The following is an 18,110-nucleotide window of genomic DNA, read 5'->3' as shown; positions in this document are numbered from 1 at the left end:
ATTCCCCGCCAGCAACTCGATTCATTCCAATTATTTCTCCATTTGGCATTGACAAACAGCGATATATGGGGGTAAGCTTTAACTATTAACTGATAATGATTATCATTATCAGTTAATGACAGGCCGATTGCCCATCTCGTCTTAATCCGTTGAAAGGAGGTGCTTGTACATCTGCGAAAAAGAAGACGAGTCAGGCGCAACCGTCCGCCAAATCCAATCCGTGAAGGAGCGTTATTAATGACCGTTTCGATGAAAAAAGGCTTGCCCGCTCTGCTGTTCGCCCTGCTGCTGTCCGTTGTCATGATTTTCAATTCCGCCGCTGCCGCCACGAACCAGGACTACCGGATCGTCAAGGCCGACAATCCGACCCAGACGTCGACCGCTGACGGCTACGCCGTGAAGCCTGCATCGGTCGCTACGGATGGCGTCACCACGACGCTCGGCTTCACGACCTCATTCGCCTACTCGATCAATTCGCTCAGCATCTCCAACGACGGCGGCCTTACTTACACCACCTACACGGGCACGACGTCCGGCAGCGTGAAGTCCTTCACGTTCCCGATCTACGACTTCAGCACGAACACCAAGGCGAAGATCGCGGTCAACGTGTTCGGCCTGTACAACATGACGCACGACATCGAGATCGAGTGGAATTGATCCGGAGCTAACCGGTCACCCGGGATCCCGACAGACGCGTTAACAACGACTGCGCAAAGGGCGAATGCCTTTTGCGCAAGCGTCAAGAAGGCCGGCTCTAGGGCCGGCCTTCTTGACGCTTGCGGACGCCGGTCCGCAGCCAATACCATTAAGGAGCGATTATCCATTGATTAAGCCCGTCTATCGTTGCACGGCTTTGCTGTTGTCCATCCTCCTCCTGCTGCCGCTGTTCTCGCCCGGCTACGCCGCGGATGCAGCCTCCCCCCCGCCCTCCAAGGTAGCGGACGGCGAATACGACGTCCCCTTCCTCATCCTGACCGACAACAAGGACGAGCCGTCCGTCGCCATGGGCTACACCGCCTCCCCCGTCGGCAAGCTCATCGCCCATGACGGCACCTACAAGCTGGTCGTACAATTTATCAATTACGACTGGTTCGAGTACTGGGGTTCGCTGACCAAAGGGAAACCGAAAGGCAAAAATACCTCGGACTACACGCCAGCCGAAGTTCTGGAGAAAAAAGACGGCGAAGGCGCCCGCGGTCCGCTGTCCGAGCCAACGCCGGTCGAGGGATACTACGGGACGGTATCCTTCCCGCTGGACGACCTGCTGCAGAAGCAGGAAGTGCTCATGCATATCGTCACGAAAAACTTGTATATCGGCGGCATGCCGTTCGCATACGACAACTGGTACAACGCCCAGGTTCGCATCGACACCTCGAATCTGCCGCTCGTGCCGCAGGACGGCGAAGGCGGCGGGACCGCTCCGCAGGCGGACGCGGAAGCGCTGGCCCGTCAAATCTCCGCAGCCGAGGAAGTGTATGCCGGCTCGCGGGACGGCTACGGGGACGGCGCCTACGTGCCCGGCGCCAGGGCTTCGCTGAAGCTGGCGCTGGATGCCGCGGCACAGACGGCGAACGATCCTTCGGCCACCGCGCAGCAAATCGCGGATGCCTATCGCGCGCTGACGCAGGCGCTCGCCAACCTCGAGCGCTACCGCGTGATCGTGGACCGGTCCGCGCTGGGCAGCGCGATCGCAGACGGCATCGCGCTGCAGCCGACCGTGAGCGACTACGGCACGCGCACCGGGGACAGCAGGGTATACGCCGCAGGCGAGAATCCGCTCGGCACCAAGGCCACGATCGGCAATCTGCTGTCCGCCGCGCAGGCCGTGTATGTCAAGGCGGACCCGACCCAGCAGGAAGTCGACGACCAGCGCAAAAAGCTGGACGACTACTGGCAGACCGTCCGCACGAATCGGATCGCGGGCGTACCCACGCGGCTGATCGTGCTCGATTCGCCGGCGCCGGATGCGGGCGTCTCGCCGCTGGCCGCCGCCTTCGAGACGGACGCGGAGGTTCTGAAGGTCAACACCAAGAGAGAGTATAGCAACATCACGCTGAAGACGGCCTCCTCCGCACTCGCCCCGGCGACTTATCTGCGGCCCGGCATCGACGGCAGCCGGACGTTTATCGAGACGCCCGTCACACCGTTGAAGTACGGAGAAGACGCGATCAGCGGCACCTATACCGTGCAGTTGCAAAATCAGACTTCGACCTTCTCGAGCTCGCACAACAGCGGCTTCGTCAAGTTCAGCTTCGCCTACGCGAGCAATCCATCCGTCGTCAATACCGTCTACTTAAGCTTCAACGGCTACTTGCTCGATGCGCTCAATCTGAATGTGGGCGAAGCCCGGACGCTGCATGACCGCGCCGTGTCCGGCGATCTGGCGGGGCAATTCTCCGCGCCGGCCGCGTCCGCGCTGCAGTCGGCCATCGACAGCGCCGCAGCGACAGGACATCGGCTCGCCGCCACCAAGGTCGAGATTGCCGATGCCGGCGCCGCATTGAACGCCGCCGTGCAGCAGTTCCTGGCTTCCCGGTGGCAGCCTCTCTATTACACGGCAGCCGACGCCGGGGCAGACGCATTCTCTTTGGCGGACGCGTATTTTGACAAACCCGCCTATATGAGCGAACGGGACGGTATCCGCTACGCCGCGCTCACGCTTCGGCACAGCTCGGAGATCGTATCGTTCATGCAGAAGCTCGGCGACGGCAGCTATGCGGAAGCCGAGACGATCTACGCCGACGCAGCCGAGGACGTCCGCATCGTCCTCGTCCGGGCGCCCGAGGCGGGCAGCCTGGCCGAAGCGCGGCTGCAACTCGCCGCTCCGGGGCGGGACGATGTACGCACGCTCGATATCCGGCTGAACTTCAGCGGCGTGGATAATGCGGCCCTGGCGGCGGCCGTCGCCGAGGCTTCGGCGCTGCTGGCCGGCGCGAAGGTCGGCGTCGCCCCCGGACAGCACCGTGCCGAGGCGTTGTCCCTGCTGCAAGCCGCGATCGGGGCGGCAGGCAGACCGGCGGCGAAGCCGGAAGGCACGCAGGCGGAGAGTGACGCCGCGCTGGCCGCACTGGCGGAGGCGATCGCGGCATTCCGCGCCGCCGCCATCCCGTCCGGCGATCCCGCCGACCTGCTGGCGCTGGCCGGGCGGGCCGAAGCCGCCCATGCGTCCGCCGTCGCCGGGGACGATGCGGGCGAATACCCTGCCGCAACGATCGATGCGCTCGGCACGGCGCTGGCAGCCGCGAAGGCGCTGCTGGCGCGGGAGGCGAGCGCGGACGAGATCGCGGCCGCATATGCCGCGCTGAGCTCGGCATTCGAGGCGTTCAAGGCGGCCGTCGGCATCGCCGGAGACCCTGCCGCCCTGAAGGCGCTGGCCGCGTCCGCACAGGCCGCATATGACGCCGCCGTCGAAGGGACGAGCGCGGGCAGCTATCCGGCCGGCGCCAAGGCCAAGCTGGGCGAAGCGATCGCCGCCGCGCGCGCGACGCTCGGCAAGGCATCGTCCGCCGCCGTCATCGGCCGGTCGGCGTCCGAGCTGAGCCGGGCGCTCGACGCCTTCCTGGCGTCGAAGCTGCTCGCCTCGGGCAGCTACACGGTCGCGCTGAAGAGCGCGGACGCGGAGCTCGCGAAGCATATCGACACGAGCGGCGGACTGGTCGTGTCGGGCGGCTCCGCCCGGCTGAGCCTGACGCCGAAGGCGGGCGTCTCGATCGTCAAGCTCGTTAACGAAGCGACCGGTCGGACGATCTATCCGGTCGGCAGCACTAATGCGCCGCTCATCGCAGCGCTCGATTACACGCCTGCACTGTTGGCCGCCGCTGCGGACGTGCCGGTCGCATTCGAGCTGGACGATCTGGCGGTGCCGTACACGCTGTATGTGAAGGATGCGGAAGGCGCCGAGCGCGGCTTCGCGCTGCGGCTGGGCGATATTGCGGCCGTGCCTGGACAGGGCGGCAACGACAATCCGTCCGGTACAGGGGGCGAAGGCGGGAATGGGAGCGGTGCCGGGAACGGCAGTCAGGCGAACGGGAACGGCGCCGGTGCGGACGGCAGCGGCGGCGGCGAGCCTGCGGCCGACTTCGCGGATACCGCGAACCATTGGGCCCGCGAGGCCATCCGGCGCGCCGTCGGTCTCGGCATCGCCGCAGGCTACGGCGACGGCACGTTCCGCCCCGGCGCCGAGGTGACGCGCGGCGAGTTCGCCGTGTTCCTCAGCCGGGCGCTCAAGTCGGCGGCGGCGGGCGAAGGTGCAGCGGCGCTCTCCGACCTCGACGAGACGCCGGCCTGGGCCAAGGCGCACGCGGCTGCCGTGACGGCGGCCGGGTGGATGCAGGTCTACGAGGACGGCAGCTTCCGCGCCGGCCGGTTGATCACGCGCGCCGAGCTCGCGGTCATCGTAGCCCGCGCGGCCGGGCTGGACGCCGCGGACGATGCGAGCGGCGGAATCGGTGCCTTCGCAGACGGCGCCGACATTCCGGCTTGGGCGAAGCCCGGCATCGCCGCTGCGGCTGCGGCCGGTCTCGTGCAAGGCATAGGCAACGGCCGCTTCGGTCCGGCAGCCCATGCCACGCGCGCCGAAGCATTGACACTGATCATGCGCCTGCTGGATTACCAGGCCGCGCGGGAGCGCTGACTTTGTGTCAGTGATCGGACGGAGCTTGACTCCGTCCGGTCCTTTTTTAACGCTGCATGCTGCATACGCTGCGACCCTCCGCGTCCTCCTGTTAGGATCGACAATTCGCCCGGCCCTTCCCTTTCCAAAAATTGAATGCGCCTGCTTGACCGTCCAGGTGGAACATTTCTCGCGCCCGCTCCGTCAAGAAGACAACGAACTCGGAAACGGTGGGATCCCAACATGTCTATCAAGCTGCTCGGAACCGCTCTGCTCACGGCTGTCCTGTTGTCGGGCGGCATGCTCATGCAAGGTCCTCTGACGCCTTCCTTCGCGCTGTCTCCGCCCGAAGTGATCGAACCGCTGCCGCCCGTTCATCTGAACTGGGAAGACAGCGACAGCGGAGACGGGCAAGCCGGCGACTCCGGCGTGCAGGGCGATGAAGCGCGGCTGCTTCGTCTGATGCAGCAGTCGGATGCGATCGTGACCGGGACGGTCATCGGCGAGGCCCACGCTCTGAACGGTACGGCGGCGGTGACGACGCTTGAGGTGAGGGATTGGCTGAAGGGCGGCGATGCCCGTTATATTCGAATCGTCCAGACTGCCGGCGAAGGCGGAAAGCTGCTGCAGTCGGGCGAGAGCTACCTGCTCATGCTCGGCGCCGCGGCAGGACAAGCCCCCGATCTCTACCGGATCTCCGGCAGAGCCTGCGAAGGCAAATTCACGCAGCTGGACGGCAGCTGGGCAAGCGACGATCCGCTGCTGACAAACGCGCTGCAAGCCTGGTCGGCCAAACAACCCGCCGCCATGGCGGCGAAGCTGGCGACCGAGGCCTAAGGGGTCGCCACGCTCCGCCGGCATCGAAGCGTGGCGGGCAAGCGCCTGCCTATGCTGTCCACTGCCAAGCTGCCCACCGCCACGCTTCGAATCTAGCGGCCGAGCGGATGCGGAGCGGGGGGCCGGTTGCGGGCGGTGAGTGGATGTGGAGCAGCCGATTGGACGCGGACGGCGGACGGTTGCGAGTGACTACGGATGGTGTGTGGTTGCGGGCGTTGAGTGGATGTTGGCAGTGATTGGATGTGGAGCAGCGACTGGACGCGAACGACGGTTGCGAGTGACTACGGATGTGGATGTGGAGCAGCGACTGGACGCGGACGACGGATGGTTGCGAGTGACTACGGATGGTGTGTGGTTGCGGGCGGTGTGTGGATGTGGAGCAGCGACTGGACGCGGACGGCGGACGGTTGCGAGTGACTACGGATGGTGTGTGGTTGCGGGCGGTGTGTGGATGTGGAGCAGCGACTGGACGCGGACGGCGGACGGTTGCGAGTGACTACGGATGGTATGTGGTTGCGGGCGGTGTGTGGATGTGGAGCAGCGACTGGACGCGGACGGCGGACGGTTGCGAGTGACTACGAATGGTGTGTGGTTGCGGATGGTGTGTGGATGTTGGCAGCGACTGGACGCGGACGGCGGACGGTTGCGGGCGGTGTGTGGATGTGGAGTAGCGACTGGACGCGGACGGCGGACGGTTGCGAGTGACTACGGATGGTGTGTGGATGCTGCTCACGAGCGGTTGCGGCGCTTCGGAAAGGGATCGTTTGTATAGCGAACAAAAAATACCTGCAAAAATGCAGTTATTCGTCCGATCCATCGGGAGAGGGTTGGAATAACTGCAAATGTGCAGGTATTTTGCATGTCCAACGCTCAAATGAGGGCGCTGAGAGACAATTAAATGTATATTTGCAGGTATTTCGGCTTCGGTGTCGCTTGCAGCCCAAAATACCTGCAGATTTGCATTTAATTCATTATTCCTGTGCCTTGACGGGAATGCCGGCGGCCACGAACTCGTCCAGATCGCGGTTGGCCTTGGTCTGGTTGCACAGGTTGCAGGCGCAGACGCAGTTGTCGGGCGTCGTGTGCCCGCCCTTGGAACGCGGCAGCAGGTGGTCGATCGTGTCGCCGTATTCGCCGCAGAAGTAGCAGGTATACTTGTCCCGATTTAAAATCATCAGGCGGAAATCGCGGTTGCTGAGCAGTCTGCGGATCGTATGGTGGTTGACGACGACGGCGGCGCGTTCCTTGACGAGGGTGACCGCCATCTCCAGGTCGATCTCCTGGTACCAGCCGCGCCCCTTGTCGGTGCGCCCCCGCATGCGGACGAAGCCTTCGCGCGTCGCGCGGAGCAGCGACGCGTCGTGCGGGTCGATGCCGCGCGCTGCGCCGGGCGCGGTCGCACGTGGCCGCGCCGAGCCGCGGGCCTGCGGCCGCTGCGCCTCGGCAGCGCCGGCCGGGCGCGCCGCGGGCTGCGGCCCTGCGCTGCGCGGCGGCCGGGCGGCCGGCTGCGTCGCCGCAGGCAGCGCCTGCGCAGCTGCGGCGGCTGCCGCTGCGCGGCCCGGCTCGGCCGCAGGCTCTGCCGCGGGCGCCTGGCCGCCCGCCCGAGCGCCCGCCGCCGGGGCGGCGTCGCTGCGGCGCTTGCGGCGGCCGCGACGCTTGCGCTTGGGCGCGCCCGTGTCGCCGGGCGCGGCGGCGGGCTGCGCCGCAGGCGGCTCCGGCACTGCCGCCTGCGGCGCAGCCATCGGCTCTCCGCCGCTGCGACGCTTGCGGCGGGCGCGGCGCTTGCGCTTGGGCGCGCCTATGTCCGCCGCAGGCGCGGCATCCGCGGGCGCCGCCGCCTGTGGCTCCGGCTGCTGCTGCTGCGTCTCGGCGGCGACGGCCTGTCCGCCGCCGCCGCGCCTGCGGCGCTTGCGCGCGGGGCGCGGCTGCTCCTCCGGCGGCGACGCCAGCTCGGCCGCCTCGGCCAGCGCCGCTTCCGGCGCCGCTGCGGGCAGCCCGCGCCTGCGGCGGCCGCGCTTGCCGCCCGGCGCTGCCGCTTCGGCCCGGCCGGCAGACCCGCTGCCGGATTCGGGCGCCTCCCCGGCCGGAACGCCGGACGCTCCTGCGTCCGCTTCGGCCGGCAGCCTGGCGGCGGCTGCCCTGCATTGCTTGCAGATGCCTCTACGGGCGTTCGCTCCCGCCCGCCGGCCCGATCTGCGGCTGTACTCCGATATCGGCTTCAACTCGAAGCAGCTTACGCATTGCTTCAGCTCCGTGGATGCCGCTTGGCCGTCAAGGGTCGATGTCGGCTTGCTCAACGTTGTCAGCTCCGTATCCCGTTAGAAGTGTTACGCTCATTATACTTGATTTGCCAGCGTTTGGCTCGGCCTGCGCTAAGTCTCGTACAAGCCTCCCCGTTCGCCTCGTCTGCGGCACTGGGCGCGCTCCCATGCGGGTCCGGCGTCACAAACGAATGCATGACAATATCCATGACCCCGGTAACTTACCGATCATCGTCCCTTCGCGCCATAATATTCCATGACCCGGCCTGATTAAGGCCATTCAATCCGGATATGGTGGAGGAGAGATTACCCGTATGTTGAAAAAAAACGCGCTTCGTCTGACGACGATCGCAGCGCTGGCCGTCGCGCTGGTCGCGCCTACGGCGGCCCATGCCGCCGATACGGTCGTCAAGACCGACAGTGAAAAAGGATTCGCGGCCCTGCAGGTCGGCAACCGCGTGTTCGTGCACGACAGTGAAAAGCAGCTGTTCCAGACGAACGGCAAGGCGCATGACGGCAAGCTGATCGACCTGTTCACGGTGCCCTACGGACCTGCGACCATCCCGCTGATTCTCGTTTACAACGACAAGTCCGGCCTCACGGTGTTCAGCGATCTGTGGCCTGAGTTCGCCAAGGGCAAGGAGAATGACACGACGCAGGAATACATGAGCGGCCACATCTCCTTCAAGCCGATGAAAAAAGCCGCGAACCGCACGAACCACAACTATGCCGAGCAAGTGGGCGATACCGTGCATGTCTATACGGCCAATGACTTCGGCGACCTCAAGAAGGGCTATCACGAGTCCTATGCGGTCAAGGGCACGCTGCGCGGCCTGATCCTGTACGATTGCTGCCCGTATGTCGTCCTTGAAGGCGAGAACGGCGGACTCGATGTGTACCATCATGGTGAAAAAGGTCCCGAGCAAGCCGGACATATCAACCTCTAATCGACTATACGCGCATATACGGCTCCAACTTCCGCAGTCCAGGCGATCGCTTGGCTGCGGATTTTTTTCCTATGGACGCCCGTCTGCCCGAGCCTCCCGGTCCGCGCCCCACTCTTCCGGCAGCAGCCGCCTGTAAGGCATCCGCAGATAGCGGTCGTCCATCAGCAGCAGCACACCCGTGTCGGTCTCCGTACGGATGAGTCTCCCGCCGGCCTGGAGCACCTTGTTCATGCCCGGATAGACATAGGCGTAGTCGAAGCCCGGCAGCCCGGCTGCATCGTAATGCGTGCGCATCAGATCGCGCTCGAAGCTCGGCTGGGGCATGCCCACGCCCACGATCGCGACACCCTGCAGCCTGTCTCCCGCCAGATCGATCCCCTCGGAAAAGACCCCGCCCAGCACCGCAAAGCCGATCAGCATCCCGGCGCTCGTCGCATCGAACGCGGACAGATACGCGTCCCGCTCCTCCTCGGTCATATCAGGCCGCTGCAGCATCGTGCGTACCTCGGCCCCGCCATGCGCGAGGAAGGTCTCGTATACGACGTTCATATAAGCATAGGACGGAAAGAAAAATAGATAGCGGCCGGGTCTGGCCGCGACCAGCTTGAGCATCCGCTCCGCGATCGGCGCGAGGCTGGCCTCCCTGTCCGCATACCGGGTCGACACGGGCACGATCTCCGTCGTCCATTGGGCTGCGTTGAAGGGCGAAGCTACCGAGATCGAGTAGTCCGTCTCCTCGGCGCCGAGCAGGTCCATGTAGTAGCCGAGCGGGAACAGCGTCGCGGAAAAGGCGATTTGCGAGCGGTAGCCTTTGCGCATCTGCCGGAGCAGCCGGGACGGATCGATGCACAGCAGCCTGATCCGCACGTCGCTGCGCTGCCGCTCGGCGTAGACGATATGCCGCTCCGCATCGTAGAGCTTGCCGATGCGCATCCAGTTGACGGCTGCGAAGTACGTCTCGAGCAGCAGCGCGTACGGATCGTCCGGGGCGAGGGCCGCCCCGCCGTCCTCCGGCGTCTCGCCGATCGCCAGCACAGCTGCATCGCTGCCGCGTGCTGGCGCCTGCGCGTCTCCGTGCCCCGCGCCGGAAGTCATCGGCAGCGTCCCGCCGCTTCGCTCCGCCCCGGCCAGCGCTCCCTCCGCCGCTTCGGCAAATGCCTCCACCGCTTCATTCAACGCCTCCGGCATGCCCTCCGCGAGCACGAGATGCGGGCCGCGCTCCTGATCGCGCTTGCGGATGGCGAGCAGCGCCGCGTCGACGGACTTGGCCGCCGCATGTACGGCGGCTTCCCGCCCCTTGAAGGCGCGCGCGATGTCCAGGAAATCCCGCTTCGTCAGCTCCGCCGAGTACATCTCGCGGGCCCGATCGGGCAGATTGTGCGCTTCGTCCACGAGCAGCGCGCATGATGCCTTCCACTCGGCAGCGACGCGCTTCAGCGACACGCGGGGATCGAATATGTAGTTGTAGTCGCAGATGACGGCATCCGCGGCATAGGCGACCTCGAGCGACATCTCGAACGGGCATACGCGGTGCTTGGCCCCGTAGCGCAGCAGCTCGGCCTTGCCCATCAGCGTCTCATGGGACAGCAGGTCGAGGATCGCACCGTTGATGCGGTCGAAAAAGCCCTCCGCATACATGCATACGCCGCCGGCGCAGCCCGGAACGCCGGCCTGTGCGGCTGCTGCGGCGCAGAGCTTGTCCTTGGCCGTGATCGTCACGGCGTGCAGCCGCAGCCCGCCGCCCTCGAGCCGCCTGAGCGCGTCCTCGGCGGACGCGCGGGTCGTCGTCCGAGCGGTCAGGTAGAACAGGCGCGAGAGTGTGCCTCCGCCGATTGACTTCACGGCGGGATACAGGGTGGACATCGTCTTGCCGATGCCGGTAGGCGCCCTTGCGAACAGCTGATGCCCGGCCTCGATGCTGCGATAGACGGCCCCTGCGAGCTTGCGCTGGCCGGCACGGTAGGATGGATAAGGAAAGGCCAGCTTCGCGATGCTGTCGTCCCGTGCGGCGCGATGCCGCAGCTGGAGCTCGGCCAAGGGCGCATAGCTGGCGACATAGCCTGCGACGCGGCGCTCCAGCTCCTCGCAGTCTGCCGTCCGCTCGAACGATACGCGCGCTCCTCCATCGCCCCGGGTCTCCACGTAGGTCATTCTCACCCCGATACGGTCTACGTCCTCCGTCTTGGCATACATGTAGGCGTAGCAATACGCCTGGGCCCAGTGCACCTCCGGCGTCTCGCTCTCCGCCCCGGGCAGCGCGCCGCCCGTCGACTTGATCTCCTCGATCGTCACGCCGCCGTCCGCATCGGTCAGCAAGCCGTCACATCTGCCCTCGATCACGAACAGCAGCTCTCCGTGTGCGATCTCCGTCCGCAGATGAACTTCCCGCCGGTCCTGCTCCCCGTATGCCTCCTGCACCTGCTGGTGTGCCTTGATCCCGTCCGCGAGCGAGGCCGTCTGCCTGAATCCGCTCGTCAGATCGCCGCTTCGCAGCGCGTATTCGACCAGCGGCCTGACCGCAATCGTGACCGTCCCCCGCATATATCGTCCCGCCCCCAATGCGTCTCCCGATCCGACCCGCGCCGGAACATTTGTTCCTCTCATTGTAGCATGAAGCAGCACGTGTTGGAAAACCGGCAACCCGAATAACCCGCCTCTCCTGCGAAAAGCCGCAGCGAATGGCGGGTTGTCTCATTGTCGGAAGATCGGACCGCTGAAGCTCTCAGACGAGCCTGCTTGCTTGCGGGCCTGCCTGCTTGCTTGCCTGCTTGCTTGCCTGCTTGCTTGCCTGCCTGCCTGCCAGCCTGCCCGCCTGCCGAACGGCCCGCTTAAGGCTGCCGCTCCGACAGCTTCTCCTGCGCCATGCGAATCATCTCGCGAACCATGGAACCGCCGATCTTGCCGCCGATATGGCCTGCGTCCTCGGTCGTCAGATGACCGTTGTCTCCCGGCATTAGCGGCACGCCCAGCGACTTCGCGACTTCGTACTTGACGTCGTCGGGATGTGCAGGATCGACAGCGTAGCCTTCCTTGCGCATGACCTCGGCCTTGAATGCATTGACGCCCTGCTCCGCGCCCGGCACGGCGAGCCGTCTTGATCTTCTTCTGGCCATCTGGCACCACCCTTTCATGTCGGATGCTGCTAGCATGCGCCCGTTTCGGATCGCTATTCCCTTAAGGAAAGGGACCCGGCAGCAAATGCTGCCGGGCCCGGACGATCTTACTTACTTGCTCAGAAGCTCCACCGTATCGTGCAGCTGCCACTTCAGCGCCGCTGCGCTGAAGTCGTTCCAGTGACCGCTGTCGACGAGATAGACCTTGTTGTTCTGGGCAGCAGGAATGTTCTTCCAGGCCGAATCTTTAAGCGAATCGTACGTATCCTTGTCGGCTTGACCGTCGACCATGATGAACAGGCGATCGGCGTCGGCCACGTTAGCCGGCACGGCCTCTTGCGTAACTTCGGTCGTAGCAGTCAGTGTCTTGACGTGCTCGGTCGGCAGGAAGCCGAGATCGTCGTACAGCGGCGTAAACACCTTGGTCGGGTGTTCGTAAATTTTCTTGCTCCAGAATTGGAGAATGCCGACCTTTTCGCCTTCGGCGATTTTACCCTTGAGCTTTTCTTTGGCATCGGCGACTTCGGCCTTGTAGCCGTCCAGGAACGCCTGCTTCTGGTCTTCAATGTCCAGCAGCGCGGCCAGATCGTCCAGCTGCTCGTACGGCGTACGGCCAAATGTCGTCGCATAGGTCGGCGCGATTTTTTGCAGCGCGTCGACGACTTCGGGCTTGAAGTAGTTGCTCACGATGATGAGGTCCGGCGAGGCGGCCAGCACCTTCTCGTTGTCCGCTTCCTGATCGCCGACGCTCGGAATGCCTGCGACGGCTTCCGGCTCGTCCTTGTACTTGTCCAGGTAATAATTGAGCGTGCCGACAGGCTTGACGCCGAGCTGCAGCAGGTCGCCGAAGTTATTGAGCGCGATGATGCGCTGCGGCTTGACGGGCACCTCGACTTCGCGGCCCATGCCGTCGGTGACCTTCTTTGTGGTTGCAGCCGGATCGGCGGATGCCGAAGCGCTGGCGGTCTCCGAGGCCGAGGCGGATGGGCTGGCCGAAGCGGACGCGCCGGACGAAGCGTTATTGTTTTTGCTGCCGCACGCCGTGACGGCGAAGGCGAGCAGCAGGATGAGCGCGAGGAACAGGGACGTTCTGCGTTGCTTGAACATGAGGCAATTCTCTCCTTGTACGTTATCAGTTTGTCTAACGATAACGATTCTCAATATCACTCGAATCATCTTACCGGATATTCGTCGAAAAGGCAAGACTCGCTGGCGCCACTTCACTCTGTGGCATGCTTCCGCCTAGCCCCGCGCTATCCGGCAAGTAACCTCCTACCGCACAGATTTGTGCGGTTCCGGCTTCGCTGGCGCCACTTCACTCTGTGGCATGCTTCCGCCTAGCACCACGCTATCGGGCCAAGTGCCTCCTACCGCACAGAGATGCGTGGTTCCGGCTTGGCCGGGAGCATGTTTTTCCGTTGCGCGTACTAAATAATTTAGGCAGACGAGCAATAGCGGAACTTTCTTCCGTTAAGCGCACCGATCAGGTTAGCCAGACGAGGCATAACGGAACTTTTTTCCGTTAAGCGCACCGATCGGGCAAGCCAGACAAGGCATAACGGAACTTTTTTCCGTTATACATACCGAATGGGTTAGTTAGACGAGCAATAACGGAACTTTCTTCCGTTAAGCGCACCGATCGGGCCAACCAGACGAGCAATAACGGAACTTTTTTTCCGTTAAGCGCACCGATCGGGCAAGCCAGACGAGCAATAACGGAACTTTCTTCCGTTATGCGCACCGATCGGGCCAGCAAGACGAGGCATAACGGAACTTTTTTCCGTTAAGCGCACCGATCGGGCCAGCCAGACGAGCAATAACGGAACTTTCTTCCGTTACGCGCACCAAATGGGTTAGCCAGGCGAGCAATAGCGGAACTTTCTTCCGTTAAGCGCACCGATCAGGTTAGCCAGACGAGGCATAACGGAACTTTTTTCCGTTATGCATACCAAATGGGTTAGTTAGACGAGCAATAACGGAACTTTTTTCCGTTATGCATACCGAATGGGTTAGCCGGACGAGCAATAACGGAACTTTCTTCCGTTATGCGCACCGAATAGGTTAGCCGGACGAGGGATAACGGAAATTTCTTCCGTTATGCATACCGAATAGGTCAGCCAGATGAGCAATAACGGAACTTTCTACCGTTACGCGCGCCGATCGGGGTTAGCCAGACATGAGATAATGGAGCTTATTCCCACGGCCGCACGGATGGGGCGCCATGATGCATAAAAAAGATCCCTTTCCCGGGCATTTGTCCGGAGAAGGGATCTTTTTACTAGCCATGGCGTTACTATTCGAGCACCGCGAACAGACCTTTGATGTGCGTCAGGTAGCGGATGTTGCTCATTTCCTTCATGAGCGTGGCAGGGAAGCCCTTGAAGCGGGTGTTGCTCGCGCCGACGGTGCCGACTGCGTCCTTGCGGCCGAGGCTGCCGAGCGTGCCGGAGAATACCGGCTGGAACGTGTCCTGCACGCCGCCCTTGATGACGGCGGCCAGGTTGTGGCCGATCAGCTCGCCCATCTGCCAGGCCAGCTGTGCGGTCGGCGGGTACGGACGCGCGCCTTCGCCCGGGATGACGACCGCGCAGTCGCCTGCGAGGTAAACGTCGGGGTGCGAGGTCGATTGCAGCGTGTCGGTAACGGATGCGCGGCCGCGGTTGACTTCGATGCCGCAGTTCGCGACGATCTCGTGGCCTTGGACGCCGCCGGTCCAGATGATGGTGTTGGACTTCAGCGTGCGGCCGTCCTTCAGGGAGACGGTGTCTTTGGAAGCTTCGGTGATCGCTACGCTGATGATGAACTCGACGCCGCGCTTCTCAAGGCTGGCTTGGGCGCGGGCGATCAGCTCCGGCGGGAAGATCGGCAGAATCGCCGGGCCGGCTTCGACGACGTACAGCTTGATGTCGCGCGGGTCGATGCCCTTGGCGCGGGCGACTTCAGGCAGCTTGTCGGCGAATTCGCCGACGAGCTCGATGCCCGTCAGGCCGCCGCCGCCGACGACGATCGTCGCGTCGGCCGGGTCCTTGGACGCCTTGTAGGCATCGAGGCGCGCATGAATGTGCTCGCGGATCTTGTTGGCGTCGGCGACGGACTTGAGGACGAAGCTGTTCTCCTGCAGTCCGGGAATGCCGAAGTACGCCGTCTCGGAGCCGAGGGCGATGACGAGGTTGTCGTACGTGTACGTGCCGCCGCCGGCCGTCGTCACTTTCTTATCGTTCGGCTTGATCTCCTTGACCGTATCGATGATCACATTGATGCCTTGGTTTTTCAGCAGCTTGGCAAGCGGCAGCGCGACCGCCGGCTCGCTGATCGTGCCTGCAGCCAGACGGTGCAGCTCGGTGATGATCTGGTGGGTCGGATAACGGTTGATGACCGTAATCGCCGCTTCGTGGACGCTCAAGTGCTGACGTGCCGTCAGCGCGCTCAGCAATCCGCCGTAACCGCCGCCCAGGATCAAGATTTGTTTAGCCATGGTCCATCCTCCGTTCGTGAGTCAGTGGTTAAGGGATTAGCGTTGCTGCTGGCGCTCCGCCAGTACGTTCAGGAATGCTTGGGTGTAGCGCAGCGTCTTCTGCACTTGCGGATCCTTCAGCATCTTGAGCAGGCCGAACAGGCCGACCGTCTGCGTGTCGGCTTCGGCGCGGTCTCCGGCTTCGATCGCCGCGGATGCGAGTCCCTTGGCCGTGTCGACGACAGGCGTGAAGAATTCGACGATACCCGCCTTCGTGTCGTTGATGAAGACTTGGTCCTTCGCGAGGCCGGCTGCGAAGTCGTACGCCGCCGTCAGCGTCGTCACCATCTCGGTCAGCTTGGGAAGGTTGTCCACCAGCGTAGTGAGCGATTGTTGAATCTCCGGCTTCATCAGTTGATCCAGCACATCCTGGGCCTTTTGCGCGTCGACGGCTTGCTCGGCGCCTTGCGGTTGCGGTGCGGTAGTCATGAGACAAAGTCCTCCTTTACAGTAAGATCATGCGGTCTCTTGCGAATCTCCGTCTCGACGGACGAAGAGGGCAGATGGGAGGCGGTCGGCATTTGTACCATTTTTCACATAAAATAACGTGCCGCTGTTCCTACAGCTTCTTCGATGAATCGAGCCGGAAGGTCGAAATGAACCCTTGCCCACTATTTTACACCCGATCGCGCCGCAAATGTAAAAAAATTAAAAAGGTAATATGTGTCTATTGTGTGTCGGTCGGTGTCGGATCGTGGTCCGGCGCCGAGGCGGAAGAGACATATGCATGTCGGCTGGAGCCGAATCCGAACAGCGAGGCGAGCAGGACGACGCCCAGCATGACGCCTAGCGGCGCCTGCCAGCCGCCGGAGCGGTCGTGAACGAAGCCGATGAAGGCGGGGCCGACAGCGGCGACCAGATAACCCACCGACTGGGCCATGCCGGACAGCTCGGTCGCCTCCGCGGCAGTGCGCGTCCGCAGCGCGAAGAAGACGAGGCACAGACTGAAGCTGGCGCCCGCGCCGATGCCGATCAGCACGATCCACAGCACGGCCAGCGGACCGGTGCCGTGATCCAGGAACAGCCCGAGATAGCCGACGAGCAGCATGCCCATCACGACGCTCATGATGCCGCGCTGACTCGGACGGCGAGCGGCGAGCACAGGCGCCAGAAAGTTCGCCGGCAGACCGATGATCTGCATAAGCGACAGCATCCATCCCGCTGTCCCCGCATCCATGCCCCGGTCCTGGAGCAGCTCCGGCAGCCAGGTCACATTGACATAAAAAATAATGGACTGAAAGCCCATATACAGCGTCACCTGCCAGGCAAGGGCCGAACCCCACAGCTTGATGCCGGGCGTCTGCTGGCGCACCTGGCGTCCGCGGCGGCTGCGGATGACCTGCGGCAGCCAGACGATCATGGCCAGTGCGGAGGCGAAGCCCCACACGCCGAGCGCGCCGCGCCAGCCCCAGCCCGGCGCATCCGCGATCGGGATGCTGACGCCCGAGGCGATCCCGGCGACGAGCGTCAGGGCGACCGAATAGATGCCGGTCATCAGTCCCGCCCGGCTTGCGAAGTCGCGCTTGATCACCGCAGGCACGAGCACATTGGCGATCCCGATACCGAGGCCGATCAGGCCGGTGCCGGCGAACAACAGCGCCGCGTACGGCGAGGTGCGCACGATGACGCCTAGCGTGATCAGCGCCAGGCCCGCGAGCAGCAGATTCTCGGCGCCGAAGCGGCGGGACAGCTTCGGCGCGACTGGCGAGATGACGGCAAAGGCCAGGAGGCCCAGCGTCGTCAGCATGCCGGCGCCCGCGCCGGACAAGCCCAGGTCGTCCTTGATCCGGCCGACGACCGGTCCGACCGCGGTGAGCGCGCCGCGCAGGTTGGCGGCGATCAGCACGATGCCGACAGCCAGCCAGATGAGCTGGCCGCGGCGCGCTCTTCCCTCGCCGGGCAGCGGTGTCGGCTGCTGCTCTATGACGGAAAGTACCGCTTTTTCCTCCGCACGAACGGTCTTCGTCCGGCTTTTTTTATCCCATGAATCGCTCATTCCATCTCATCCTCCAGCATCCCCTTCAGCATGTGCAGAACAAGCTCCGCAAATGCCGGCACATCCATGCACGTTGTTAGGCCAGTTCCCGAATTGTAACATAATGAGTCAAGTCCGGCATTTGTGGAATCGCATAATTCGTCCCGGCGTACGGGAAGCTATGGAGGCAATCGTAAATACGCATGAAGGGGTGCTGCAGATGAGCGGACGCAACAGCAAGCCGGCCAGCCGCGGTCCTGCCGGGCATCCGGGCAGATTGGATCAGTTCGGGGACAAGCTCGGCTCCCGCAACGACGAGGAATTAAACGCGGCCGCAGACCGGACGTGCAGCACGGAGGACAAGTCGCGGCCATAGCGGCAGAGGCAGAGGCAGAGGCAGGACTAGCGCGGCGGTCATCGCCGGTGATTCATAGGGAGAGGAGCGTCGGATATGAGCGATACGCATGGCTTCGTGGAGCAGGTCCATGACCGCCAGCGCAAGGACAAGCGCAACAAGGCGCATCAAGGCCAAGGCACGCAGGGACAAAAGGTGTCCTCCAGACAGCACAGCACGAACAAGTAGCCAAGCGGCGGCAAGCGGAAGGGAAGCTTGGGATCCCGACGGCATGCCGGCAAGCCGATTCTCCGTGAAGGGGGAATCGGCTTGTCGCGATGAGCGGATGTCGCTTGTGGCGACGAGCGGAGCGGATCGGTGCGGCGGGAATGCGAAGTACCGACTGAACGGCCGAACGGCCGCCCCCTGCGATACCTCCCTGCGAATAATTGCAGAAAAGCATCTACATCGCTGCGCGCATCGATTATAGCGGCGGATAGCTGCCAATCAGCAGTTA

General features: G+C 63.7%; 13 protein-coding genes. 6 read left to right on the top strand and 7 right to left on the bottom strand.

Features of this window, described 5'->3' with window-relative positions:
* Window positions 1-237: 237 nt before the first annotated feature.
* The 3 genes from VQ071_RS06465 to VQ071_RS06455 all read left to right on the top strand — a co-directional run bounded on the left by VQ071_RS06465 (window position 238) and on the right by VQ071_RS06455 (window position 5,449).
* A complete protein-coding gene (locus tag VQ071_RS06465) occupies window positions 238-657 on the top strand; it encodes an NEAT domain-containing protein (RefSeq protein ID WP_340513076.1) in 420 nt (139 codons plus the stop codon).
* Window positions 658-823: 166 nt separating this feature from the next.
* Window positions 824-4,633 carry an S-layer homology domain-containing protein gene (locus tag VQ071_RS06460; RefSeq protein WP_340513075.1) on the top strand — a complete coding sequence of 1,270 codons (3,810 nt, stop codon included), beginning with the start codon at window positions 824-826 and terminating at the stop codon, window positions 4,631-4,633.
* A gap of 222 nt (window positions 4,634-4,855) precedes the next feature.
* Window positions 4,856-5,449, top strand: coding sequence for a hypothetical protein (locus VQ071_RS06455; RefSeq protein ID WP_340513074.1), 594 nt, complete (start codon window positions 4,856-4,858; stop codon window positions 5,447-5,449).
* Between the two features lie 971 nt (window positions 5,450-6,420).
* Here the strand turns inward: VQ071_RS06455 and VQ071_RS06450 are convergent.
* Window positions 6,421-7,746 (bottom strand): HNH endonuclease, encoded by a 1,326-nt coding sequence (locus VQ071_RS06450; protein WP_340513073.1) that lies wholly within the window; start codon window positions 7,744-7,746, stop codon window positions 6,421-6,423.
* A gap of 278 nt (window positions 7,747-8,024) precedes the next feature.
* Between VQ071_RS06450 and VQ071_RS06445 the strand changes: the two genes are divergently transcribed.
* Window positions 8,025-8,657, top strand: coding sequence for a hypothetical protein (locus VQ071_RS06445; protein ID WP_340513072.1), 633 nt, complete (start codon window positions 8,025-8,027; stop codon window positions 8,655-8,657).
* Between the two features lie 69 nt (window positions 8,658-8,726).
* On the opposite strand, the gene VQ071_RS06440 is transcribed toward VQ071_RS06445, so the two are convergent.
* From VQ071_RS06440 to VQ071_RS06415, 6 genes are all read right to left on the bottom strand, one after another.
* The gene (locus tag VQ071_RS06440) at window positions 8,727-11,198 is read right to left on the bottom strand and encodes an ATP-dependent DNA helicase (protein ID WP_340513071.1); all 2,472 of its coding nucleotides are present in this window, start codon (window positions 11,196-11,198) and stop codon (window positions 8,727-8,729) included.
* A 287-nt stretch (window positions 11,199-11,485) separates the two neighbouring features.
* Window positions 11,486-11,770 carry an alpha/beta-type small acid-soluble spore protein gene (locus VQ071_RS06435; RefSeq protein WP_340513069.1) on the bottom strand — a complete coding sequence of 95 codons (285 nt, stop codon included), beginning with the start codon at window positions 11,768-11,770 and terminating at the stop codon, window positions 11,486-11,488.
* A 111-nt stretch (window positions 11,771-11,881) separates the two neighbouring features.
* Window positions 11,882-12,877 (bottom strand): ABC transporter substrate-binding protein, encoded by a 996-nt coding sequence (locus tag VQ071_RS06430; RefSeq protein WP_340513068.1) that lies wholly within the window; start codon window positions 12,875-12,877, stop codon window positions 11,882-11,884.
* A gap of 1,186 nt (window positions 12,878-14,063) precedes the next feature.
* Entirely contained in the window at window positions 14,064-15,245 is a 1,182-nt protein-coding gene (locus tag VQ071_RS06425) for an NAD(P)/FAD-dependent oxidoreductase (RefSeq protein WP_340513067.1), read from the bottom strand.
* Window positions 15,246-15,281: 36 nt separating this feature from the next.
* Complete coding sequence (locus VQ071_RS06420) at window positions 15,282-15,713, bottom strand: DUF1641 domain-containing protein (RefSeq protein WP_340513066.1); 432 nt, start codon at window positions 15,711-15,713, stop codon at window positions 15,282-15,284.
* A 238-nt stretch (window positions 15,714-15,951) separates the two neighbouring features.
* Entirely contained in the window at window positions 15,952-17,280 is a 1,329-nt protein-coding gene (locus tag VQ071_RS06415; RefSeq protein WP_340513065.1) for a CynX/NimT family MFS transporter, read from the bottom strand.
* Window positions 17,281-17,440: 160 nt separating this feature from the next.
* Here VQ071_RS06415 and VQ071_RS06410 point away from each other — a divergent pair, with 160 nt between their 5' ends.
* Together VQ071_RS06410 and VQ071_RS06405 are read left to right on the top strand one after the other, a co-directional pair.
* Window positions 17,441-17,635: a hypothetical protein gene (locus VQ071_RS06410; protein ID WP_340513064.1), complete on the top strand. Its 195-nt coding sequence runs from the start codon at window positions 17,441-17,443 to the stop codon at window positions 17,633-17,635.
* 75 nt (window positions 17,636-17,710) lie between these two features.
* Window positions 17,711-17,842, top strand: coding sequence for a DUF4023 family protein (locus tag VQ071_RS06405; RefSeq protein WP_340513063.1), 132 nt, complete (start codon window positions 17,711-17,713; stop codon window positions 17,840-17,842).
* Window positions 17,843-18,110: the final 268 nt, after the last annotated feature.

Source organism: Cohnella sp. 56 (assembly GCF_037963805.1).
Classification (GTDB): Bacteria; Bacillota; Bacilli; order Paenibacillales; family Paenibacillaceae; genus Cohnella.
Note: the sequence above shows the minus strand (reverse complement) of the source record. Positions and strands in the feature narration are given on the sequence as shown.